Annotated in this window: 21 protein-coding genes; 13 read left to right on the forward strand and 8 right to left on the reverse strand. The window is 49.4% G+C overall.

Features of this window, described 5'->3' with window-relative positions; all coding sequences use genetic code 11:
• The first annotated feature begins 352 nt into the window (after positions 1–352).
• The 7 genes from recN to HMPREF2696_RS09130 all read left to right on the forward strand — a co-directional run bounded on the left by recN (position 353) and on the right by HMPREF2696_RS09130 (position 8,884).
• Positions 353–2,014, forward strand: a complete 1,662-nt coding sequence (recN, locus tag HMPREF2696_RS09100; protein WP_039861999.1) for a DNA repair protein RecN — start codon at positions 353–355, stop codon at positions 2,012–2,014.
• 115 nt (positions 2,015–2,129) lie between these two features.
• On the forward strand, positions 2,130–3,086 hold the full coding sequence (gene gshB / locus HMPREF2696_RS09105) for a glutathione synthase (protein ID WP_039862001.1): 957 nt from the start codon (positions 2,130–2,132) through the stop codon (positions 3,084–3,086).
• Between the two features lie 68 nt (positions 3,087–3,154).
• On the forward strand, positions 3,155–3,538 hold the full coding sequence (locus HMPREF2696_RS09110) for a diacylglycerol kinase (RefSeq protein ID WP_039862003.1): 384 nt from the start codon (positions 3,155–3,157) through the stop codon (positions 3,536–3,538).
• 131 nt (positions 3,539–3,669) lie between these two features.
• Positions 3,670–4,146: a copper chaperone PCu(A)C gene (locus HMPREF2696_RS09115; RefSeq protein ID WP_004519448.1), complete on the forward strand. Its 477-nt coding sequence runs from the start codon at positions 3,670–3,672 to the stop codon at positions 4,144–4,146.
• Positions 4,147–4,272: 126 nt separating this feature from the next.
• Positions 4,273–5,376, forward strand: a complete 1,104-nt coding sequence (mnmA, locus tag HMPREF2696_RS09120; protein ID WP_004519449.1) for a tRNA 2-thiouridine(34) synthase MnmA — start codon at positions 4,273–4,275, stop codon at positions 5,374–5,376.
• Between the two features lie 93 nt (positions 5,377–5,469).
• Positions 5,470–7,125 carry an AMP-binding protein gene (locus HMPREF2696_RS09125; protein WP_004519450.1) on the forward strand — a complete coding sequence of 552 codons (1,656 nt, stop codon included), beginning with the start codon at positions 5,470–5,472 and terminating at the stop codon, positions 7,123–7,125.
• Positions 7,126–7,249: 124 nt separating this feature from the next.
• Complete coding sequence (locus HMPREF2696_RS09130; RefSeq protein ID WP_004519451.1) at positions 7,250–8,884, forward strand: CTP synthase; 1,635 nt, start codon at positions 7,250–7,252, stop codon at positions 8,882–8,884.
• A gap of 63 nt (positions 8,885–8,947) precedes the next feature.
• On the opposite strand, the gene HMPREF2696_RS09135 is transcribed toward HMPREF2696_RS09130, so the two are convergent.
• Positions 8,948–9,694 (reverse strand): carbonic anhydrase, encoded by a 747-nt coding sequence (locus HMPREF2696_RS09135; RefSeq protein WP_004519452.1) that lies wholly within the window; start codon positions 9,692–9,694, stop codon positions 8,948–8,950.
• 388 nt (positions 9,695–10,082) lie between these two features.
• Here HMPREF2696_RS09135 and HMPREF2696_RS09140 point away from each other — a divergent pair, with 388 nt between their 5' ends.
• On the forward strand, positions 10,083–11,198 hold the full coding sequence (locus HMPREF2696_RS09140) for a porin (RefSeq protein WP_004519454.1): 1,116 nt from the start codon (positions 10,083–10,085) through the stop codon (positions 11,196–11,198).
• A gap of 63 nt (positions 11,199–11,261) precedes the next feature.
• Here the strand turns inward: HMPREF2696_RS09140 and HMPREF2696_RS09145 are convergent, their stop codons facing one another.
• Entirely contained in the window at positions 11,262–11,873 is a 612-nt protein-coding gene (locus tag HMPREF2696_RS09145) for a CNP1-like family protein (RefSeq protein WP_039862007.1), read from the reverse strand.
• 109 nt (positions 11,874–11,982) lie between these two features.
• Here HMPREF2696_RS09145 and HMPREF2696_RS09150 point away from each other — a divergent pair, with 109 nt between their 5' ends.
• From HMPREF2696_RS09150 to pyrC, 3 genes are all read left to right on the forward strand, one after another.
• Positions 11,983–12,207, forward strand: a complete 225-nt coding sequence (locus HMPREF2696_RS09150) for a sulfurtransferase TusA family protein (RefSeq protein ID WP_003681929.1) — start codon at positions 11,983–11,985, stop codon at positions 12,205–12,207.
• 11 nt (positions 12,208–12,218) lie between these two features.
• On the forward strand, positions 12,219–12,812 hold the full coding sequence (locus HMPREF2696_RS09155; protein ID WP_070588346.1) for an NMCC_0638 family (lipo)protein: 594 nt from the start codon (positions 12,219–12,221) through the stop codon (positions 12,810–12,812).
• Between the two features lie 97 nt (positions 12,813–12,909).
• Positions 12,910–13,944 carry a dihydroorotase gene (gene pyrC, locus HMPREF2696_RS09160; RefSeq protein WP_070504408.1) on the forward strand — a complete coding sequence of 345 codons (1,035 nt, stop codon included), beginning with the start codon at positions 12,910–12,912 and terminating at the stop codon, positions 13,942–13,944.
• A gap of 134 nt (positions 13,945–14,078) precedes the next feature.
• On the opposite strand, the gene HMPREF2696_RS09165 is transcribed toward pyrC, so the two are convergent.
• Positions 14,079–14,642, reverse strand: a complete 564-nt coding sequence (locus tag HMPREF2696_RS09165; RefSeq protein ID WP_049322739.1) for an RBBP9/YdeN family alpha/beta hydrolase — start codon at positions 14,640–14,642, stop codon at positions 14,079–14,081.
• Between the two features lie 232 nt (positions 14,643–14,874).
• Positions 14,875–15,816, reverse strand: a complete 942-nt coding sequence (gene cysD, locus HMPREF2696_RS09170; protein WP_079453679.1) for a sulfate adenylyltransferase subunit CysD — start codon at positions 15,814–15,816, stop codon at positions 14,875–14,877.
• A gap of 189 nt (positions 15,817–16,005) precedes the next feature.
• Here cysD and HMPREF2696_RS09175 point away from each other — a divergent pair, with 189 nt between their 5' ends.
• The gene (locus tag HMPREF2696_RS09175) at positions 16,006–16,632 is read left to right on the forward strand and encodes a PAQR family membrane homeostasis protein TrhA (RefSeq protein WP_049335514.1); all 627 of its coding nucleotides are present in this window, start codon (positions 16,006–16,008) and stop codon (positions 16,630–16,632) included.
• A gap of 58 nt (positions 16,633–16,690) precedes the next feature.
• On the opposite strand, the gene HMPREF2696_RS09180 is transcribed toward HMPREF2696_RS09175, so the two are convergent.
• A complete protein-coding gene (locus HMPREF2696_RS09180; RefSeq protein ID WP_049335517.1) occupies positions 16,691–18,121 on the reverse strand; it encodes an alanine/glycine:cation symporter family protein in 1,431 nt (476 codons plus the stop codon).
• Positions 18,122–18,485: 364 nt separating this feature from the next.
• Between HMPREF2696_RS09180 and HMPREF2696_RS09185 the strand changes: the two genes are divergently transcribed.
• Entirely contained in the window at positions 18,486–19,214 is a 729-nt protein-coding gene (locus HMPREF2696_RS09185; RefSeq protein ID WP_049329917.1) for a YebC/PmpR family DNA-binding transcriptional regulator, read from the forward strand.
• Between the two features lie 60 nt (positions 19,215–19,274).
• Here HMPREF2696_RS09185 and HMPREF2696_RS09190 read toward each other — a convergent pair whose 3' ends face one another.
• The 3 genes from HMPREF2696_RS09190 to hemH form a co-directional block, all read right to left on the reverse strand.
• A complete protein-coding gene (locus HMPREF2696_RS09190; RefSeq protein ID WP_049335519.1) occupies positions 19,275–19,766 on the reverse strand; it encodes a disulfide bond formation protein B in 492 nt (163 codons plus the stop codon).
• Positions 19,767–19,970: 204 nt separating this feature from the next.
• Positions 19,971–20,369, reverse strand: coding sequence for a c-type cytochrome (locus HMPREF2696_RS09195; RefSeq protein WP_049335521.1), 399 nt, complete (start codon positions 20,367–20,369; stop codon positions 19,971–19,973).
• A 120-nt stretch (positions 20,370–20,489) separates the two neighbouring features.
• Positions 20,490–21,500, reverse strand: a complete 1,011-nt coding sequence (gene hemH / locus HMPREF2696_RS09200; RefSeq protein WP_049335522.1) for a ferrochelatase — start codon at positions 21,498–21,500, stop codon at positions 20,490–20,492.
• Positions 21,501–21,537 lie beyond the last annotated feature (37 nt).

The following is a 21,537-nucleotide window of genomic DNA, read 5'->3' on the forward strand; positions in this document are numbered from 1 at the left end:
TTTTCGGATGGGCGCGATGGATACGATGTGCAATATATGACGCAAAAAGAATTGATTGCCGATATGCTCAAGCAGTATGAGCGTTATCTGAACCTGCTTGCAGGAGTAGGGCAGGAATTGATGGGGCATGAACAAGTAGAACTGGCAGAGTAAAATAAATTTAGGCCGTCTGAACATGTAGCAATATTCAGACGGCCTTTTTATTGCCCGCTTAAAAAATAATTTGTTTAAAATAAATATCTTAGATAAATCATAAGAAAAATCTGATTTAAACTATAAAAAACCTTAGTTATAATCAACTTATCTAAAGCTATTCCGCATGAGTGCGGGTGATTTACTAAGGAATACTGCAATGCTGTTGGCACTTTCTTTGCGTGATTTTGTCATTGTTGAAAACCTGAATCTTGATTTTCAAAACGGCTTTACCGTATTGACGGGCGAGACCGGCGCAGGCAAATCGATTACTCTGGATGCGATTGGCCTGTTGTTGGGCGATAAAGCCGATTACAGTCAAGTGCGAAGCGGCGCCAAAGAAGCGCAGTTGTCGGCTTTGTTCGATATCAGCGGTTTGCCTGAACTGAAAGCGCAGCTGCAGGAGCAAGGCCTTTTGGAAGAAGATGCCGAAGAGCTCAGCATCCGCCGTATTATCGATGCCAAGGGTAAAAGTCGCAGTTATATCAATAATCAGGCAGCAACATTGGTGCAGCTGAAAGCTATTGGCGAGCAGTTAATCGATATTCACGGACAAAATGCCCATCATTCGTTGAATCAAGAATCTGCGCAACGCGAGTTGTTGGACGCATTTGCCGGCAGCAAAGAGCAGGCAGAAACGGTCAAACAGCTTTATCAAAATTGGGTCAATGCGAAAAAAGCCCTGCAAGAAGCGCAAGAGCAGGCAGAAACCATGGCCATCGAGCGCGAGCGTTTGGAATGGCAGTTTAATGAATTGAACCAATTGGAGCTTAAGCCCAACGAATGGGAAACCTTAAGCCAAAGCCACGACAGTCTGGCGCATTCGGCCGAATTGCTGCAAACCGCCGAGCAGGTGGGCGACAGCATAGACGGAGATAACGGCATCCACCGTCAAATCTACCAATGCCAAAAACTGTTGGGTAATCTGCAAAACATTGAGCCGCGCTTTGCCGAGAGCCTGAATATGTTGGCAAGTATTGAAGCAGAATTGGGTGAAATCAGTGCCAATATGCGTGATGTGGCCGGTCGCAGCGACATCGATCCTAATGAATTGGCCGCACAAGAAAGCCGTATGGGCGAATTGATGAGCATGGCGCGGAAATACCGCATTGAGCCGGAAGAGTTGCCGCAAAAGCTGGCAGAAATCGACGAACGACTGCAAAACCTGCACGCGGCTGCCGATTTGGAAGCCTTGGAAAATACAGTTGCACGCAATCTTGCCGAATACCATGAAGCCGCGCATATCCTCTCTGCCATGCGCCATCAGGCAGCCGGCCGTTTGGGCGAAGAAACAACCGAGCATATGCAACATTTGGCCATGAAGGGCGCACGTTTTGACATCGTCTTGTTGCCGTCTTCGCCGACCGCACATGGGCTGGAGCAGGTGCAATTCCAAGTAGCGGCGAATAAAGGCAATCCGTCCCGTCCTTTGAACAAAGTCGCTTCCGGTGGCGAATTGGCGCGTATCAGCTTGGCTTTGCAAGTGGTTGCCAGCCAATACACGCAAGTGCCGACATTGATTTTTGACGAAGTGGATACCGGTATTGGTGGCGGCGTTGCTGAAATGGTCGGTAAAGCTTTGCGTGCCTTAGGTAAAAAACATCAAGTCTTAGCGGTAACCCATCTTCCTCAAGTCGCCTCTTGCGGTGAAAACCATTGGCAGGTCCGCAAGCATAGCGAAGGGGAGCAAACCGTCAGCGAAATCAGTGTTTTGAACCATCATCAGCGCATTGAGGAAATCGCGCGTATGCTGGGTGGCGAAATCATTACCGATACCACACGCAGCCATGCTGCCGAACTCTTGCATTTGGCAGCCGCCTAAAAGCCTCAAGGCCGTCTGAAAATAGGATTCAGACGGCCTTTTCTATATTTTGCCACCCTTTCAGGCGGGCCGAATACAAGGTATGATTATATCGTCTGTTTACAAGGAAATTTTGATGAAAGTCCTGTTTATCGCCGATCCGATGGCAAGTTTTAAAACCTATAAAGACACTACTTACGCCATGATGCGTGAAATGGCAAAGCGCGGTTGGCAGCTTTTTCATACCTTGAGCGGAGAATTGTCCGTCCGTGAAGGCTTGGTAGTGGCTCAGGTGGCGGCATTTGAGTTTGTCGGCGCGAAAAACGATGACGATCACGAATGGTTTAAATCAGAGGCAAAAGTTCAGACGGCCTTGAAAGATTTCGATGCGGTCATTATGCGCACTGATCCGCCGTTTGATATGCAATATCTGTACGCGACCCAGTTTTTGACGTTGGCACAGCAGCAGGGTACAAAAGTATTTAACAGCGGGCAGGCAATGCGCGATTTCAATGAAAAATTGGCTATTTTGAACTTCAGCCAGTTTACCGCGCCGACTTTGGTTACCACACGTTCCGCCGATGTCCGTGCCTTTTTGAAAGAACACGGCGACATCATTATCAAACCTTTGGACGGTATGGGCGGTATGGGCATTTTCCGCCTAACCGAATCCGACCCCAATATCGGCAGTATTTTGGAAACCCTGATGCAGCTTGATTCACGTACCATCATGGCGCAACGTTATATTCCTGAAATCGTACATGGCGACAAGCGCATTCTGATTATTGGTGGAGAGGTTGTTCCGTATGCTTTGGCGCGTATTCCGCAAAACGGAGAAACGCGCGGCAACTTGGCTGCCGGCGGCCGCGGCGTGGCACAGGAATTGAGCGAGCGCGACCGTGAGATCGCAGAAACCCTTGCGCCTGAATTGAAGCGTCGCGGTATTTTGCTTGCCGGTTTGGATGTCATCGGCAACAACCTGACCGAAGTCAATGTAACCAGCCCGACCGGCTTCCAAGAAATCATGAAGCAAAAAGATTTCAACGTTGCCGCTATGTTTGCAGATGCCGTAGCATCTTGGGCAAAACAATAAACCCAAAGGCCGTCTGAAAATTGACCCGACCGTTTCTTTTCAGACGGCCTTTTTATGTTGAGAATATGATGGAACCATCTTCCTACGCATCTGAAAAAAAAGGTAAAAACGGCATTAAGCGCATTATCAATGCGTTTGGTTATTCCAAAGACGGACTGGCTGCCGCGTATCGTTATGAAAGCGCATTTCGCCAAGTTTTTTGGTTGAACCTGATTTTAATTTTCTTAGCGTTGTTTCTTGATTTCGGATCGGTCACCAAAATGGTGCTTGTTGTCGCATCGTTTATTTCACTGATTACCGAATTGTTTAATACCGCCATCGAGGCAGCCGTTGACCATACTTCTACTGAAAAACACGAGCTGGCCAAGCGTGCCAAAGATGCCGGCTCGGCCGCGCAATTGATGGCTTTGTTCATGTTATTTATTGTTTGGATTATTGCATTAACTGCTTAAAAATGTGGTAATATAGTAATTCGTTAGGATTAGATAGTATTAATTAATCTATATCAAAGTTTTCAGGCGGCCTTTGGTTGTAAGATGAAGGCTGTATATCCCAGCCATTTGGCAAACACAAGGAGCAAAACATGAAAAAATTAATGGCAACCCTGATTCTGGCAGGCTTGGCAACTTCCGTATCTGCAGCCGGTATCCATATTGAAGACGGTTGGGCACGTGCCACTGTCGAAGGTATGAAAATGGGTGGCGCATTCATGAAAATCCAAAACGATGAAGCCAAACAAGACTTCTTGGTAGGCGGCAGCAGCCCTGTTGCCGAACGTGTTGAAGTACACACCCATATTAACGACAATGGTGTTATGCGTATGCGCGAAGTTAAAGGCGGCGTGCCTTTGGCTGCAAAAGGCGTAACCGAGCTGAAACCGGGCAGCTACCACGTTATGTTCATGGGTCTGAAAAAACAATTGAAAGAAGGCGAAAAAGTGCCTGTAACCCTGAAATTCAAAAACGCGAAACCTCAAACTGTCGAGCTGGAAGTGAAAACCGCACCTAAAGCCGAAATGCAGCATGATCACGGCGCACACGGTGGCGCACATCAGCACTAATTGCTTGAATTTGCATATAAAGGCCGTCTGAAAGTCGTTGGGCTTGCAGACGGCCTTTTCTGTCGTCAAATCAAAATGTGCTAAAATCACGCTTTAAAAAATGTATTTAAAACCCACATTCCGCTCATGAATACTCACAACACACCAGCAAACATCATCGTCGGCCTCTCCGGCGGCGTCGATTCATCCGTTACCGCGGCCCTGCTCAAACAGCAAGGCCATCAAATCAGCGGCGTGTTCATGCAGAACTGGGAAGATGACGACAACGACGAATATTGCAGCATCAAACAAGATTCCTTTGATGCCATTGCCGTTGCCGATATCATCGGCATCGACATCGACATCGTCAATTTTGCCGCGCAATATAAAGACAACGTATTTGCCTATTTTCTCAAAGAATACAGCGCAGGCCGCACGCCAAACCCGGATATCTTGTGCAATGCCGAAATTAAATTCAAATGCTTTTTGGACTATGCCATAGAGCAGGGCGCCGATACCATTGCCACCGGACACTATGCCCGCAAAGAAGTTCGAAACGGCGTGCATTACCTGCTCAAAGGCTTGGATCAAAATAAAGACCAAAGCTATTTCCTATATCGTCTCAAGCCTTTCCAACTCGAGCGCTCGATTTTCCCATTGGGTGAGTTGGAGAAGCCTGAAGTCCGCCGTCTTGCCGAAGAATTCAAATTACCGACTGCAACCAAAAAAGACAGTACCGGCATCTGCTTTATCGGCGAACGCCCGTTCCGCGAGTTTTTGCAAAAATACCTGCCGACCAATAATGGCAAAATGGTGACCCCTGAAGGCAAAGTAGTCGGCGAACACGTCGGCTTGATGTTTTACACGCTGGGCCAACGCAAAGGCTTGGGCATCGGCGGCGCAGGCGAGCCGTGGTTTGTTGCGGCCAAGGATTTGACCAAAAACGAACTGATTGTCGTCCAAGGCCATGACCATCCTTTGCTTTATACGCAAAGCCTGGTTATGAACGATTTGAGCTTCACATTGCCAGAACGCCCGAAAGAAGGCCGCTATACCTGCAAAACGCGCTACCGTATGGCCGACGCGCCTTGTACGTTGCGTTATTTAGATGATGAAACCATCGAGCTTGTTTTTGACGAGCCGCAGTGGGCAGTAACCCCAGGCCAATCTGCGGTACTGTATGACGGCGATGTGTGCTTGGGCGGCGGTATCATCATGTCCACCGACAAGCCTGTCATTATTACAGCTTAATAAAAGGGCCGTCTGAAAACGAAGCGGCAGATTGAATAAAGCCTTTCAGACGGCCTCGATTTCAAAAAACGACTAAATAAAAGACTGATCAATATGGAAAAACTCTGGCTCAAAAGCTACGAACAAGGCGTAAACCCTGAAATCGATATCTCTCAATACAGCTCCATCAGCGATGTATTCCGTCAAAGTGTCGAGAAATTCGCAGATAAACCTGCTTTTCAAAATATGGGCAAAACACTGACTTATGCCGAAGTGGGCAAGTTGGCGACCGATTTTGCGTCTTACCTGCAAAACGTATTGAAACTACCGCGCGGTGAGCGTGTGGCAATTATGATGCCGAACGTTTTGCAATATCCGATTGCGCTTTTCGGTATTTTGCAGGCAGGTTTGGTGGCAGTGAATACCAATCCGCTTTATACGCCGCGCGAGTTGGAGCATCAGTTGAAAGACAGCGGTGCGACCACGATTGTCGTGTTGGAGAACTTTGCCAATACGCTGGAGCTGGTGTTGCCGCGTACGCAAATCAAACATGTGATTGTCGCGTCGGTCGGCGAGATGTTCGGCATGATTAAGGGCGCGTTGCTGAACTTTGTCATCCGCAAAGTGAAAAAAATGGTGCCGGAATACCGCATTCCAAATACCATCACTTTTCAGACGGCCTTGAAGCAAGGTGCAGCAAATACGTTCAAACCAGTCGAGTTGACACGTGACGATACTGCCTTGCTGCAATATACAGGCGGCACGACCGGTTTGGCAAAAGGTGCCGTCCTCAGTCATGGCAATATCTGCGCCAATATGTTGCAGGCAAAAGAATGGATTAAAAACAGCCTGCACGAAGGCAAAGAAACGGTTATTGCCGCGTTGCCGCTTTATCATATCTTTGCCTTGACGGTAAACCTGATGATCTTTGCGAATACCGGTTCTAAAATCATCCTGATTACCAACCCTCGCGATATGAAGGGGTTTATCGGCGAATTGAAAAAAGAGCCGATTAGCGTGTTCATCGGTGTGAATACCTTGTTTAATGCGATGGTCAACCGTCCGGATTTCGCCGAAGTCGATTTTTCCCGTTTGAAGCTGACTTTGGGCGGCGGTATGGCAACGCAAAAAGCCGTTGCGGAAAAATGGAAAAAAATCACCGGTACGCCGATTGTGGAAGCTTACGGTTTGACCGAAGCCAGCCCGGGTGTGTGTTGCAATCCTTTGAATATCGAGGCTTACAGCGGCGGTATCGGTTTGCCGGTTCCTTCGACCGAAGTCGAATTACGCGATGCGGACGGCAAAGAAGTGCCTATCGGACAGCCGGGCGAATTGTGGGTACGCGGTCCGCAAGTGATGAAAGGCTATTGGAACCGTCCTGAAGAAACCGCCAAAGCAATCGATGCACGCGGCTTTTTAGAGACCGGCGACATTGCCGTGATGGATGAAAAAGGCTGGCTGAAGCTGGTGGACCGCAAAAAAGATTTGATTGTGGTATCCGGTTTCAATGTATATCCGAACGAAATCGAAGAAGTGGTGGCCAGCAACGACAAAGTCTTGGAAGTCGCCTGTATCGGCGTGGCAAGCGAGAAAACCGGTGAAGCGATTAAGGTCTTCGTCGTACGCAAAGACCCGTCTTTGACCAAGGAAGAACTGATCGATTTCTGCCGCAAAGAACTGACGGCGTATAAAGTGCCGAAAGACATCGAATTCCGCGACGAGTTGCCAAAATCCAACGTTGGCAAAATCCTGCGCCGCGAGCTGCGCTGATATATAGAATCAGTATGATAAGGCCGTCTGAAAACGCTGTTTTCAGACGGCCTGAAGCTTTTGCCGTTTGCCAGAATATGCTGCTTCAAGTTAAAATCACACATTCCAACATGGGTATCACATCATGACTAAATTCATTTTCGTAACCGGCGGCGTTGTATCTTCTTTGGGTAAAGGTATCGCCGCCGCTTCTATTGCTACTATTCTCGAGTCGCGTGGCTTGAACGTGACCATGCTTAAGCTTGACCCGTATATCAACGTTGACCCGGGTACCATGAGCCCGTTTCAACACGGCGAAGTATTTGTGACCGATGACGGCGCGGAAACTGACCTCGACCTTGGTCACTATGAGCGTTTCATCAACGCCACCATGACCCGCCGCAACAGCTTCAGTACCGGCCAAGTCTATGAAAACGTGATTGCCAAAGAGCGTCGCGGCGACTATTTGGGCGGTACCGTACAAGTGATTCCGCACATTACTGATGAAATTAAACGCCGTATCCATGAAGGCGCGGCTGGTTATGATGTGGCGATTGTTGAAATCGGCGGTACAGTCGGCGATATCGAATCGTTGCCTTTCTTGGAAGCCATCCGTCAAATGCGCAGCCAGCTCGGCCGTAATAATACATTGTTTGCCCACCTGAGCTATGTTCCCTACATTGCCGCCGCCGGCGAAATCAAAACCAAACCGACCCAGCATACCGTTAAAGAAATGTTGAGCATCGGTTTACAACCGGACATCCTGATCTGCCGTATGGACAGAGAAATGCCTGCGGACGAGCGCCGTAAGATTGCTTTGTTCTGTAACGTTGAAGAACGCGCCATCGTGGGCAGCTACGATGTGGACAGCATTTACGAATGCCCTGAAATGCTGCACAACCAAGGCATCGATAGCATCATTACCGAGCAGCTTCAACTGAATGTCAAACAAGCCGATTTGACCGAATGGAAGAAAATCGTTCACGCGATTCAAAATCCGAAACATACCGTCAAAATCGCGATGGTCGGCAAATACGTTGATTTGACCGAGTCCTACAAATCATTGATCGAAGCACTGAAACACGCCGGTATTCACACTGAAACCGACGTACAAATTACCTTTGTCGACAGCGAAAGCATTGAGAAGGGCAATGGCGACGTTTCCATGCTCAAAGACATGGACGCGATTTTGGTGCCGGGCGGCTTCGGTTCACGCGGCGTGGAAGGCAAAATTGCCGCCGTACGCTATGCGCGTGAAAACAACGTACCATACTTGGGCATCTGCTTGGGCATGCAAATTGCCCTGATCGAATACGCCCGCGATGTTGCAGGCTTGAAAGGTGCGAACTCTACCGAGTTTGACTTGAAATGCGCTGCGCCTGTCGTTGCCCTGATTGACGAATGGCAAACTGCAGACGGTAGCGTAGAAACCCGTGACGAATCTGCCGATTTGGGCGGTACCATGCGTTTGGGTGCGCAAGAAGTTGACCTCAAACCGGGCAGCCTTGCCGCAAAAATCTACGGTAGCGAACATATCCGCGAACGTCATCGCCACCGCTACGAGGTCAACAACAACTATGTGCCTCAGTTGGAAAAAGCTGGTTTGGTCATCGGCGGCGTATCCGCAGGCCGTGAGCGTTTGGTTGAAACCATCGAATTGCCAAATCATCCTTGGTTCTTCGCGTGTCAGTTCCATCCGGAATTTACTTCCAATCCGCGCAAAGGCCATCCTTTATTCAGCGCGTTTGTGAAAGCCGCGTTGGGTAACAAAAAAGCCTGATTGATGTGATTGAAAAAGCACCCGTTATCCGGGTGCTTTTTTCTTTTCAGACGGCCTTAGAAGTTATTTGTCTTCATTGACTTCGCGGTCGTTCAAAGGTTGTACGGGACGGTTGTTTTCGCCACCGATAATGTCGCGCATGGCTTTAAACTGCGCCGCATCTGCCTGAACCGGAGTTTTTAAGACAACCCAAGTCACGTTTTCGCTGCAAGGCGGCGTTGTCAGCGAGCCTTTCAGCTGAAATGACTTGCTATCTTTAGGCAGCAGGGCTTGGATATTCAAGTTTTTCAAATCTACGGATTCGCCTGCTTTCAGTTTTTTGGCAATGAGTGCGGACAAGGCAGGGTTGTTTTTGCCCGGTTTAAATACAGAGCCGATGACCGCCAAAGTACCGTCTTCGGCTTGATGGACGAAATGCGCTTCCATCGGGAAATGTTTGCCTTTGAAAGTATGTTCGCTCGGCGTATGGAAGTGGAATTGTTTTAAGGTATAGGTTTTACCGTTAATCACGATGGTTTGTGCCTTGCCTTGCGGCGTGGCTTGAAGGGTATGGCCGTTATTTTCTACTTTGTAGTCGGCGACGTTGTAACGGTATGCCAGTTGTTTGCCTTTTACTGCTTTTGTTGCGGAGAAGTCCACAGGAGATTGCTGTTTGCCTGTTTTGCAGACAGCAAAGTCTTCACTTAAATCGCCCCAGTGTGCAGCATCGTTTTCACCTGTGTAAGACCAATGTGCATGATGGGTTTCGGCGGATACCGTTGCAGTAGAGACAGCCATTAGCAAAGATAAAAAGAGATGTTTGTTCAACATAAGGGCTCCTGTTTATTTATATTAGGTAAAAGAAAAAATTTATACCAAATAAATTATTGATATAAAAAAACTTCTTCATAAGAAGAAAGTTAATGATAGTGGCAATTTGGGAATGTTGGGTTGATATATGGCAAACATTTATCAAGCAATCATTTTTGATTAAATGATTGCAATAAGAGGGATGATTGTCCTTGCAGTGACTTTGAATGGGAGAGGCCGTCTGAAATTTCTTTCAGACGGCCTGTTTTATTTGAAAATGTTGTAAAAAGTCTAAACTCTAATAAATAAAAGTGCTTATCAAGATGAAAGTAGTTGTTTGTAGCGTTGGAAAACATTAATATTGCTAAACGTGTTTTCACGAGATTTTAACTTTGTTTTGGAGAGAATAATGAAAAAATCGATTATCGCTTTGGTTATTGCCGGTTTGCCGCTGGCTGCATCTGCAGAAGTGATTCTGTATGGTCAAATCAAAAGTAGCGTGACCGTCGGTCAAGTAAAAATCAAAGGTGATGCAGGTTCTGAAACCAGCTCTACCGCAACCAGCATCAATGACAATACCTCCCGCATCGGTTTCAAAGGCAGCGAGAACTTGGGCGGCGATTTGAAAGCCATTTGGCAGGTAGAACAAAAAACGGCCATTACCGGCGGTTCCCAAGGTTTTGCCACTCGGGACTCCTTCATCGGCCTGCAAGGTAACTTCGGTAAGATTCGCGCCGGTAAACTCAGCAATATGCTGAATGAAATGGACACCATCGATCCATGGATGTACAAAACCAATGCCGCAGGCTTGGGCATCTTTACCCGTACCGGCAACCGCAACGCCGCTGTACGCTACGACAGCCCGGATTTCGGCGGATTCAAATTCAACGTGTCTTACGCACCGCGCGACAACCGCAATCCTTCAGATAAATACACGCATACCCAAGCGGCCAAAGACCAATACACCGGCGGCGTGAGTTTCTCTAAAAACGGCTTTACCGCCAATGCGGCTTACGGCCACTACAACGGCGCGTACACCGACAAATCAAGCAAAGCCAAAGCGGCGCAAATCGCCAAAGTCGAAACTTATTACGATAAAGACAATCTCTTTGTCGGCGGCGGCGTACAATATGCCAAAGGCCATGAGACAGCCAACAAATATTTAGGCTATTTCACCGATGATTTTAATCAGTACAAGGGTAGTGACATCACTACCGACACAGGCAAAGAGGAAGCCGTGAAAGTAGTTGATGCAGCGGTAACTGTCGGCTACAAATTCGGCAACGTGACCCCACGCATTACTTACGCACACGGCTGGCCTGCCAAGGGCGTGAACAGTGGCGAGAAATTGGTGGATAAATTCGACCAAGTCGTTATCGGCGGCCAATACACCTTCAGCAAACGCACCGGCATCAATGCTCAACTGGCGTATCTGAAAGTCGGCAACAAAACCCGTCTGACTGCGGCCAACAAAGGCGGCGTTGAACAAAAAGCCGCTTCTGTGGGCCTGTATCACAAATTCTAAACCGTCTTGAAAGACAAGGCCGTCTGAAAAATTTCAGACGGCCTTTTTGTTGATTAAAGCGGTTTATTTGTCGTGCTTGGTCAGTGTTGTGCCGTGACGGCCGCCGCGTTCTTTCAAACGTTGTACCAAGCCTTCGACCGTTGTCGGCATACCGTCGATACAGAATGCCTGATACAGGGCGGTGTGCAGGGCATCATTGCGGCTGAACGCATTGCCGATCAGCTTCCAATCGCCTTTACGCGGCTCGATCCAGCGGTGGTTTACTGTGTCGCCGTATGCGAATACTTTGTAAGAAGAACGCTTGTCGTTACTGTAAGTAAAGGACGTACGGGCGCAATAGAGGCCTTCGACGGAGAGGTTGTCGTAGCCTTTGTCGGAGCGTACGTTCAAGACATAGCGGATGCTGTTGTCCGGCGCAGGCATGATTTGCAGGCTGCTGAGCAGGATTTTGGGCTGCTTGCCGTAGGTTTCGTTGACATAGAGGTCGAACCAATCGCCCGATTGGGTATCGGGCAAGGGCGGCAACTCGGCTTTATGTTCTTTAAATTCGCGTGCGGCAACTTCTTCAGGGCTTTCCTGATAACGCGTGTTGGTCAGCGTATCCTTTTGGCTGAAACCCAAAGCAAATGCTTGAGTCGCGGCAAGGCTGAGAGCGAGAAGGGCAAAACGGCGCATAGACAGCTCCAAAGTGAAAAACGGCTTTATTTTATGGGCTTGCAGGGTGGGGTGCAAGTAAGTGCGGTATAATTGACGTTAATTCTGATTAATATGACGAGTTTTCATCATGAATACACAAACTCTGGATGTCATCGGTTTGAAATGCCCGCTGCCGATTTTGCGTGCTAAAAAAGCTTTGGCGCAAATGCAGGAGGGCGAAGTGCTGACCGTATTGGCTACCGATGGCGGCGCGCCCGGCGATTTTGAAGCGTTTTGCCGTCAGACCGGACATGTCTTGTTGGAATCGAGCGAAGCCGACGGCGTGTTCAAGCTGGTGTTGAAACACAAATAAGGCCGTCTGAAATGTCTAAAGCCGTCGCGTTGTGTGCCGCCGTATTGGCCGTCTGCCTGAGTGCATGCGGCAAGGAAGGCGTTTCGCCGCAGAACGCTGCCGATTATGCCCAAAATGTAACCGACTTGTTCCGCCAAAGCTGCGTGGCCTCAGACGGCGATGCCGCCCTTGTCGGCGAGTTTGCCAATGCCAACAAACTGGTTTTATTGTCGAAAAAAGATATTGCCGATTTGCCTGCCGGAATGATGGATTTGGAGGCATTAAGCATTTGGAAGAAAACGGAAAACGGCGTAGATTATTATTTGAGCCTGACTGAAGACAGTTGCAGCGTGCGCACGGCTAAAGCCGACGACCATCTGATTTTCAAACAATTTTTAGCTTTGGCAGAAAATCCGCCGCAAGGTTTGAACGCTGAGTTGCGTGCCGATAATTTGGCGGAAGCCCCGTTGCCTATGCGTCAGATTTCCTACGCATGGCGCGCGTCCGGCAGTCCGAAAGAAACCTTGCTGACCGTCAAAACAACGTCGTCCGAGCATTTTCCGGTACAGGCTGTTTTTTATTTGACCCATCATTCTTACGACAATAAGGCCGCCGTTTTGCCTTAGGCCGGTTGACGATTGAAACATCAAATCGATAGAAACCGTTACCGCCGAATAAAGGCCGTCTGAAACATTATCAAACCAAACCACTCGAAAGTAAGCTATGCAAACCCTGACCATCATCCGCCCCGACGATATGCACTTACACCTGCGCGACGGTGACGCGCTCAAAGCCGTTGCCCCCTACACCGCCCGACAAATGGGTCGCGCGGTTATCATGCCCAACCTGAAGCCGCCCGTTGTCAGCATTGCCGATGCCCAAGCATACAAAGAGCGCATTATGGCCGCCCTGCCAGAAGGCAGTGCCTTTCAGCCGTTGATGACGCTTTATTTGACCGACAACGCTACTCCCGAACTCGTGCGTGAAGCCAAGGCTGCCGGTATCGTGGCTTTCAAACTCTATCCAGCAGGCGCGACCACCAATTCCGATTCCGGCGTGACCGACTTGTTTAAGCTAATTCCCGTGTTGGAAGAAATGGCGAAACAGGGTATTTTGTTCTTGGTTCACGGCGAAGTAACCGACCCCGAAATCGATATTTTCGACCGCGAGGCCGCCTTTATCGAGCGCGTGATGAAGCCGGTTCTGGCGCAAGTGCCCAACCTCAAGGTCGTGTTTGAACACATCACCACTGCCGAAGCAGCCCGACTGGTATTGGAAGCTGGCGATAATGTGGCCGCGTCCGTGACGCCGCAACACTTGCTGCTCAACCGCAACGACCTTTTGGTCGGCGGCGTGCGCCCTCATCATTTCTGCCTGCCGGTTCTCAAACGCGAAACCCACCGTCAGGCTTTGGTTGCCGCCGTTACCGGTGATAAGGCGCACAAATTCTTCCTCGGCACGGATTCTGCACCACATGCCAAAACTGCCAAAGAAAATGCTTGCGGTTGTGCCGGTATGTTCAGCGCGATGACTGCCATTGAGCTTTATGCTGAAGTGTTTGAGAAAGCAGGCGCGTTGGACAAACTGGAAGCCTTTGCTTCTAGAAACGGTTCGCACTTCTACGGTCTGCCTGAAAATACCGATACCATCACATTGGTCAAACAAACACAAACCGTACCTATCAGCGTACCTTACGGCGATGGTGAGCTTGTACCGATGAGGGCCGGCGGTGAGATTGAATGGACGGTGCAATATTAAATTTGCTGTCAATAAGGCATAAAAAGAAACAACCTGCTTGAAAGGGCAGGTTGTTTTTTTATTGTCGTTCAGACGGCCTGTCGTGGGGAGGGGAGACAGACAAGGCCGTCTGAAAACCAAATTATATTGCGTGTTTATTCGGTCAACATGGGTTTCAGTGCTTCCCAAGCCTGCGGCAGTTGGGTAAAGCCGTCCGAAGCCATCAAATGGCCGCCTTCGGGAATATGGGTAACAGGACTTTTGAGTTTGGCCGCCATGTCCAAAGTCAGTTCGGGCGGAACATGGGTGTCGTTGTCGGAAACCAGACAGTGTTTGGGCATGTCGATTTTGCGCAGGATGTCGAAATCGGGCGACGCTGCTTTAATGTAGGCATCAAGCGCAGGCAGGGGTGGCAGCGTATCGGCAAAACCGGCGGCAAGCAACAGACCGCCGATTTTTTGGGGCTGTTGGCGGCTGAGAAAGTGAAGGAGGGTAATGCAGCCGAGACTGTGGCCGACTAGGAAGGTATGGGCATCGGGCTTGCCGATGTGCTGGTCAAGGGTAAACTGCCACGCGGTCGTGCTTGGTTTGTCGGGATTGGGCATGGCGAGGGAGATTGCTTGTGCGCCGGTGCTTTTGATTTGGGCGCAAAGCCAGTCAAACCAGTTGCCGTGCGGATTGCCTTCAAAGCCATGTACGATATAAACGCGTCGATTCATGTTTTTCCTCCTTCAGACGGCCTGAGACTTTTGTCTAAATCTCTGCCTGTAAGCGTTTATTATACCATGTTTGTTTATGTTTTATTGTTTGTCGCTTGGTAAGGATTTTTAATTAAGCTTTTGTTGTTAAATGATATTTGCAAGAATAATAAAGCAAACAACACGGCAGGGGCAGATGGTTTTGCCGTGTTGTTCGGGTTTGAAATATATATGGGCCGTCTGAAAAACCGGTTTAGAAATAGCCTTGTTTTTTGCGTTCTTCCATTGCCGCTTCCGATACGCGGTCGTCCATGCGCGTGGCGCTGCGTTCGGAAATGGTTGCGGCGGCGGTTTCAGCAATGATGTCTTCGGGCGTGGCGGAGGTACTGGCAACAGGGCAGGTGCAGGAAATATCGCCGACGGTGCGGAAACGGACATCACGGATTTGGGCAATTTCGCCTTCGCGTTTTGGGGTCAACGGGGTAACGGGAACGAGCAGGCCGTTGCGTTCGACAACTTCGCGCTTGTGGGTGTAATAAATCGGCGGCAGGGCGAGTTTTTCGCGTGCGATGTATTGCCAGATGTCCAATTCCGTCCAGTTGGAAATCGGGAATACGCGCATGTTTTCGCCTTGGAACAGGCGTGTGTTGTAGAGCGACCATAATTCAGGACGTTGGTTTTTAGGATCCCATTGGCCGAACTCGTCGCGGAAAGAGAAGATGCGTTCTTTGGCGCGCGCTTTTTCTTCATCGCGGCGAGCGCCGCCCATTAGCGCATCAAAGCCTTGTTCTTCAATGGTTTCAACCAGCGTAACGGCTTGGGCGGCGTTGCGAGAATCGGTTTCGCGGCGCAAGACGACACTGCCTTTGCGGATGGATTCTTCTACGCTACCGATCACAAGTTGTACGCCGGTACGCGCGACTGTGTCGTCGCGGAATTGGATGACTTCGGGGTAATTGTGGCCGGTATCGACGTGCAGGAGTTTGAACGGCAGCTTCAGCGGACGGCCTTCGATTTGGAAGGCTTTGACGGCAAGCGCCAGCAATACGACTGAGTCTTTGCCGCCGGAAAACAGCAAGGCCGGATTTTGGGCGTTGGCAATGACTTCGCGGATGATGTAGATAGACTCGGCTTCGAGCCAGTCGAGGTGGTGGTTTTGGATGGACATTTTTTCTCTCTTTGCAACCTTGGCGATAGTCGATACTTTAGTGAGGCCGTCTGAAAAAGGGAAAGAATGGTTTGTTTGTTGCAAAGATGTTTTTGTTATATTGCAAGGCCGTGTTTTTCAGACGGCCTTTGCGCTTTAACTTATTTTTAAACCGATTTCTCTGACGAAGCCTCTGTCTTCGCGTACACTTTGGTCTTTTAGAAATGAGAATGGTTTATGTATCACGGCGAGAGATTTAATGCGTACAGCCATTTGGCCGGTTTCTTATTGGCAGTGGCGGCGTTGGTGCTGATGCTGGTGAAAGCGGTGGAATCGGCGGACGGCTATCGGATTGCCGGTGCACTGACTTACGGAATCTGCCTGCTGCTTCTGTATTTGGGTTCAACCTTATATCACAGTATTCCGCAGCCTAAGGCCAAGGCGATTTTGCAAAAGGTTGATCATTGTATGATTTATCTTTTGATTGCAGGCAGTTATACGCCGTTTACGCTGATTACCCTTCACGGCGGCTGGGGCTGGTCGCTTTTCGGCGTGTCTTGGGGATTGGCTTTGCTAGGCATTGTTCAGGAACTGACAATTGGGCGCAAAAGCGAGAAGCGGCTGCTGTCGATGGTGATTTATGTGTTGATGGGCTGGCTGATTGTGGTGGCGGTATGGCCGCTGATACAGTCGCTTTCGGCTGGTGGATTATTTTGGCTGGTGTTGGGCGGCGTATTGTATAGCGCGGGGATTTATTGGTTTATCAACGATACGAAAATCCGCCACGGCCACGGTATCTGGCACTTGTTTGTCTTAGCAGGCAGTTTGACGCAATTTATCAGTATTTATTTTTATGTGTTGTAGTTTCAGACGGCCTGAAATAAAAAACCTCTCAGTTTGACTGAGAGGTTTTTGTTTGTCGTTAATCTGGGTTTTTGTCGTGGAATTCGTGGAATTCGTAGTTGTAGGTCAACTCTTTGCCGGCTTTGGTTTGCGCCAGATAATCGTCATAAACCGCACGGATTTCCTTACGCAGCAGGAAGAGGGCGATTAAGTTCGGCAAAACCATAAAGCCGTTGAACATATCGGACATACTCCAAACCAAATCCACTTTGCCCAATGTACCCAATACGATGGCCACCAAAACCAGTGCGCGGTAGATGCCCAAGTGTTTGCCGCGGAACAGGAAGCGGATATTGGATTCGCCGAAGTAGTACCAGCCGATGATGGTGGTGAAGGCGAAGAAGGTCAGGCAGACGGCGAGCAATTGTGAACCAAAACCCGGGAAGGCTTTGTTAAACGCCAGTTGGGTAACTGCTGCGCCGGTTTCGCCGGACAGGTTGGCATCGGTCAGCAGGATAATCAGCGCGGTTGCCGTGCAGACCATCAGCGTATCGATAAAAATACCGATAAACGCGGCCATACCTTGTTGCACAGGGTGTTTGACGTTGGCGGTCGCGTGAGCGTGCGGGGTCGAACCCATACCGGCCTCATTGGAAAACAGGCCGCGTGCCACGCCGAAGCGGACTGCCTCGCGCATACCGATACCGGCCGCACCGCCCAATACCGCTTCGGGATTGAAGGCGGCAACAAAGATACTGTGGAACATCGGGATAATGTGGTCGGAGAATTTGAACAAAATAATCACGGCACACAAGATGTAAATTACCGCCATAAACGGCACGACAAATTGCGCGATACCGGCAATGCGGTTGATACCGCCGATGATGATCAGGCCGGCGAATACCGCCAAAGCAATGCCGACAGCCATCGGAGGAATATCGAAAGCCAAATTCATGGCCGAGGCGATGGAATTGGATTGGGTTGCGTTGCCGATGAAACCCAGCGCGATAATCAAGGCGATGGAGAAAAAGCCGGACAGGAAACGCGCCGCGCCACGGCCGATTTTCGGGGTCAGGCCGTGCGTGATGTAAAACGCAGGGCCGCCGATGTATTTGCCGTGGCTGACCACGCGGTATTTTTGCGCCAAAACGGCTTCTGCAAAAATGGTAGACATGCCCAGAATGGCAGACAACCACATCCAAAAAATGGCCCCCGGGCCGCCGGCAGTAATCGCAGTGGCGACACCGGCAACGTTACCGGTACCGATTTGCGCAGAAATCGCTACGGCAAGCGCTTGAAATTGAGACAGGGATTTGCTTTCGTGGTCTTTGTCTTTTTTGCTGAACAAGCCGCCGAAAACGGCTTTAAAACCCGCCCCCAATTTGGTAATTTGCGGCGCGCCCAAGTACAGGGTAAAAAACAGGCCAATACCGATTAAGGCATAAATCAGCAGGTAGTCCCAAAGAACCAGATTGACTGCACCCACCAGAGCAGACAATATTTCTTCCATAATAAAACCTTTAATAAAAACAATAAAAATAAAATGATACGGGTAACTACTCCCACTCATTTTTCGCGTTTGGCAATATCGGCGAGCAGGCCGTTTTGCCATTCGATACCGGTTAAGTTGTTAACAATTTTGACCGATTTTGTCATCATACCGTAAACCTTCGTGAATTAAAACGAAAAACTGACAAAGGTTTGCCGCAAATGTGCTTCTTTATTTAAAAAAGTTTCTTTGTTTTCAGACGGCCTGTTTTTGCAAATATTCGGGCCGTCTGAATATTTTGGCTAAAGGCAACTTATGATAAAATGCACGCCTTACAAATGAAGCAAATTCCGCCTCAGCGCGTGAAAAAACGAAAGGAATCAACATGGCAGGCCATAGTAAGTGGGCAAATATCCAACACAAAAAAGCCCGACAAGATGCCAAACGCGGCAAAATCTTCACCCGTCTGATTAAAGAAATTACCGTTGCTGCCCGCATGGGCGGCGGCGATCCCGGCGCGAACCCGCGCCTGCGCCTGGCTTTGGAAAAAGCCGCTGAAAACAATATGCCTAAAGACAACGTGCAACGTGCCATCGACAAAGGTACGGGCAATCTGGAAGGCGTGGAATACATCGAGTTGCGTTACGAAGGCTACGGCATCGGCGGCGCGGCTTTGATGGTGGACTGTCTGACCGACAACAAAACCCGTACCGTTGCCGATGTGCGCCATGCGTTCACTAAAAACGGCGGTAACTTGGGTACCGACGGCTGCGTAGCGTTCAACTTCGTTCATCAAGGCTATTTGGTGTTTGAACCGGGCGTTGACGAAGATGCGCTGATGGAAGCAGCTTTGGAAGCCGGTGCGGAAGACGTCATCACCAACGACGACGGTTCCATCGAAGTGATTACCGCGCCGAACGACTGGGCCGGTGTGAAATCGGCTTTGGAAGCCGCAGGCTACAAATCTGTTGACGGCGACGTTACCATGCGCGCCCAAAACGAAACTGAATTGAGCGGCGAAGATGCGGTTAAGATGCAAAAACTGATTGACGCATTGGAAGATTTGGACGACGTACAAGACGTTTACACTTCTGCCGTGTTGAATCTGGACTAAACAGTTTAAAGAACAAAAGGCCGTCTGAAATTTCAGACGGCCTTTTTATATCGAAACCAATCAGATTTTTCTGGTTTTCAACCAAGCCCAAAGCAGCAGCAATACCACGAAGCTGAAATACAAAATACTCCACACCGGTAGGGCGACGCCGAATAGATAGTCCGGCTCGGCGCAGTTGCCAAAGCCGCGGACGATAGGTTCAAACCAATCGAACAAAGGCCAGTCGCGCAGGCGGAAGGTCCAAGGTGCGCCGCAAGAAGGGGCGGTGCCGGGCGGCAGGCTTTGCAGCCAAATTTGATAGGCGGCGACACCGGCGCCGTAAACGGCCGGAGTGGCAATCAACAATGCCGAGAGCGAGCGGGCAAATTTGGAAGATTGAGAACTGAATGCCGTAACAATGGCCAACAGCCCGACTGCCAATACGCACAAGCGTTGCAGGATGCACAATACGCACGGGTTCATGCCCAAAACGTATTGGGAAATAAAGGAGCCGCAGGCGGCAAATATGGAGAGGACGACTAAAAATAAAACAGTCTTGCGGAAAAAGTTCATGACATAAAACCTTTCAGACGGCCTGGACGCAAAACAGCCGATAAATAATGTTTACTTTAACACAAAACGCATATGCTTTTTTTCGGTTTGACGGTTTTTTGCGTATGTTTGTTGATGTTACGTAACCATAAATATAGAAACAAAAATGTGTCGTACAGAAAAGGCCGTCTGAAATATTCAGACGGCCTTTAGGGGAGAGACGTTTTATTTTTTCCCGTGAGATTTTTTGACATCTGTTTCAGTAATCGTACCGCCGCCATTATTAAAGGCGTTCATGATGTAAGTGGCAACGGCGGCAACATCGGCATCATTGATGGCGGTAGAAGGCATAAAGCCGTTGTAGGATTTGCCGTTTACTTTAATCGGGCCGTTGATGCCTTTGGTCATGCTTTGCAACAGCACTTGCGGTTTTTTATTAATATAGTCGGACTGGAATAAAGGCGGGAACATGGCACCCCGGCCTTCGCCTTTTTTCCCGTGGCAGGCGGCGCAGTTGGTTTCGTAAATTTTTTGTCCTTTGCTCATCAACGCGGCATCAGCGGCAAAAGCAGTTGGGAGGCTGAGTGCGGTCAGAAGGAGCAGGATAGGGCGGAGTGCAGTCATGATGTGTTCCTTTTTGAGTGGTATTTTTGATGGCCACACGCTTGGTTTGCGTTTTAATAGCTTGATGATAACGCTAAAGGCCGTCTGAAAGTGGATTTTTCAGACGGCCTTTGGTTTAAGTCAAATCCAGCCTTGCAGATTGGCTCGACTTAATTGTGCAAGTGCGGCAATCCAGTCGGCGGAATCGTTGAGGCAGGGGATGTAACGGTATTCTTTGCCGCCTGCGGCGTGGAATTGTTCGCGTCCCATAATGGCGATTTCTTCCATGGTTTCGAGGCAGTCGGCCAGGAAGCCGGGGCAGAATACGTCGAGTTTGGTTGTGCCTTGTTTCGGTAGCTGATCAAACAGGGCTTGCGTGCTGGGCTTGACCCATTGGGATTTGCCAAACTGGCTTTGGAAAGAAACGATGTATTCTTGTTCGGACAAGCCCAATGCCTGCGCCAGCAGTTTGGCAGTATGGTGGCACTCGTCAGGATAGGGGTCGCCGTCGTCGTGATGCTTTTGCGGAATACCGTGGAAACTCAACATCAGTTTTTCACCGCGTCCGTTTTGGGCCCAATAGGCTTCAATATGCTGCTTCATGGCTTGAATATAGGCGGCATCGTCGTAATAACGGGAGACAGTGCGGACGCTCATTTGGTTGCGTTGCAGCAATAACTCTTGAAACACTTTATCCAAAGCCGCGCCAGTAGAAGAGCCGGCATATTGCGGATAGAGCGGGATGACCAGCAATTTGCCCACGCCTTGGGCTTTGAGTTCCGCCAAAACATCGGCAACGCTTGGATTGCCGTAAGTCATGGCATGACGGACGATGACATCGGGCAAATGTTTGGCTAGGGCTTCTGCTTGGCGGTGTGTGTAAACCTCAAGCGGCGAACCTTCTTTAAACCAAACTTTTTCATAGGCATGCGCGCTTTTTTTCGGGCGAAAAGTCAATACCAAGCCGCGCAATATCGGTTGCCATAAAAGTTTAGGCAGTTCGACAACGCGTTGATCGGACAGAAATTCTTTCAAGTAAGGCTTGACTGCGGCAGCCGTCGGCGCGTCAGGCGTGCCGAGGTTGAGCAGCAGGACGGCGGTGCGGTTTTGTGCGGTGTAGGCTAAGGGAGGTTCGGTATGGAAACGGGACATGATTGTGCTTTATTAATTAAGAATATTGAGGCCGTCT

Origin of the sequence: Neisseria sp. HMSC058F07, assembly GCF_001810035.1 — a bacterium.
Lineage (GTDB): Bacteria > Pseudomonadota > Gammaproteobacteria > Burkholderiales > Neisseriaceae > Neisseria > Neisseria perflava.

Coding starts and splice junctions, on each gene's coding strand:
- recN (WP_039861999.1), top strand. CDS start 353: ATGCTGTTGGCACTTTCTTTGCGTGATTTTGTCATTGTTGAAAACCTG.
- gshB (WP_039862001.1), top strand. CDS start 2,130: ATGAAAGTCCTGTTTATCGCCGATCCGATGGCAAGTTTTAAAACCTAT.
- HMPREF2696_RS09110 (WP_039862003.1), top strand. CDS start 3,155: ATGGAACCATCTTCCTACGCATCTGAAAAAAAAGGTAAAAACGGCATT.
- HMPREF2696_RS09115 (WP_004519448.1), top strand. CDS start 3,670: ATGAAAAAATTAATGGCAACCCTGATTCTGGCAGGCTTGGCAACTTCC.
- mnmA (WP_004519449.1), top strand. CDS start 4,273: ATGAATACTCACAACACACCAGCAAACATCATCGTCGGCCTCTCCGGC.
- HMPREF2696_RS09125 (WP_004519450.1), top strand. CDS start 5,470: ATGGAAAAACTCTGGCTCAAAAGCTACGAACAAGGCGTAAACCCTGAA.
- HMPREF2696_RS09130 (WP_004519451.1), top strand. CDS start 7,250: ATGACTAAATTCATTTTCGTAACCGGCGGCGTTGTATCTTCTTTGGGT.
- HMPREF2696_RS09135 (WP_004519452.1), bottom strand. CDS start 9,694: ATGTTGAACAAACATCTCTTTTTATCTTTGCTAATGGCTGTCTCTACT.
- HMPREF2696_RS09140 (WP_004519454.1), top strand. CDS start 10,083: ATGAAAAAATCGATTATCGCTTTGGTTATTGCCGGTTTGCCGCTGGCT.
- HMPREF2696_RS09145 (WP_039862007.1), bottom strand. CDS start 11,873: ATGCGCCGTTTTGCCCTTCTCGCTCTCAGCCTTGCCGCGACTCAAGCA.
- HMPREF2696_RS09150 (WP_003681929.1), top strand. CDS start 11,983: ATGAATACACAAACTCTGGATGTCATCGGTTTGAAATGCCCGCTGCCG.
- HMPREF2696_RS09155 (WP_070588346.1), top strand. CDS start 12,219: ATGTCTAAAGCCGTCGCGTTGTGTGCCGCCGTATTGGCCGTCTGCCTG.
- pyrC (WP_070504408.1), top strand. CDS start 12,910: ATGCAAACCCTGACCATCATCCGCCCCGACGATATGCACTTACACCTG.
- HMPREF2696_RS09165 (WP_049322739.1), bottom strand. CDS start 14,642: ATGAATCGACGCGTTTATATCGTACATGGCTTTGAAGGCAATCCGCAC.
- HMPREF2696_RS09175 (WP_049335514.1), top strand. CDS start 16,006: ATGTATCACGGCGAGAGATTTAATGCGTACAGCCATTTGGCCGGTTTC.
- HMPREF2696_RS09180 (WP_049335517.1), bottom strand. CDS start 18,121: ATGGAAGAAATATTGTCTGCTCTGGTGGGTGCAGTCAATCTGGTTCTT.
- HMPREF2696_RS09185 (WP_049329917.1), top strand. CDS start 18,486: ATGGCAGGCCATAGTAAGTGGGCAAATATCCAACACAAAAAAGCCCGA.
- HMPREF2696_RS09190 (WP_049335519.1), bottom strand. CDS start 19,766: ATGAACTTTTTCCGCAAGACTGTTTTATTTTTAGTCGTCCTCTCCATA.
- HMPREF2696_RS09195 (WP_049335521.1), bottom strand. CDS start 20,369: ATGACTGCACTCCGCCCTATCCTGCTCCTTCTGACCGCACTCAGCCTC.
- hemH (WP_049335522.1), bottom strand. CDS start 21,500: ATGTCCCGTTTCCATACCGAACCTCCCTTAGCCTACACCGCACAAAAC.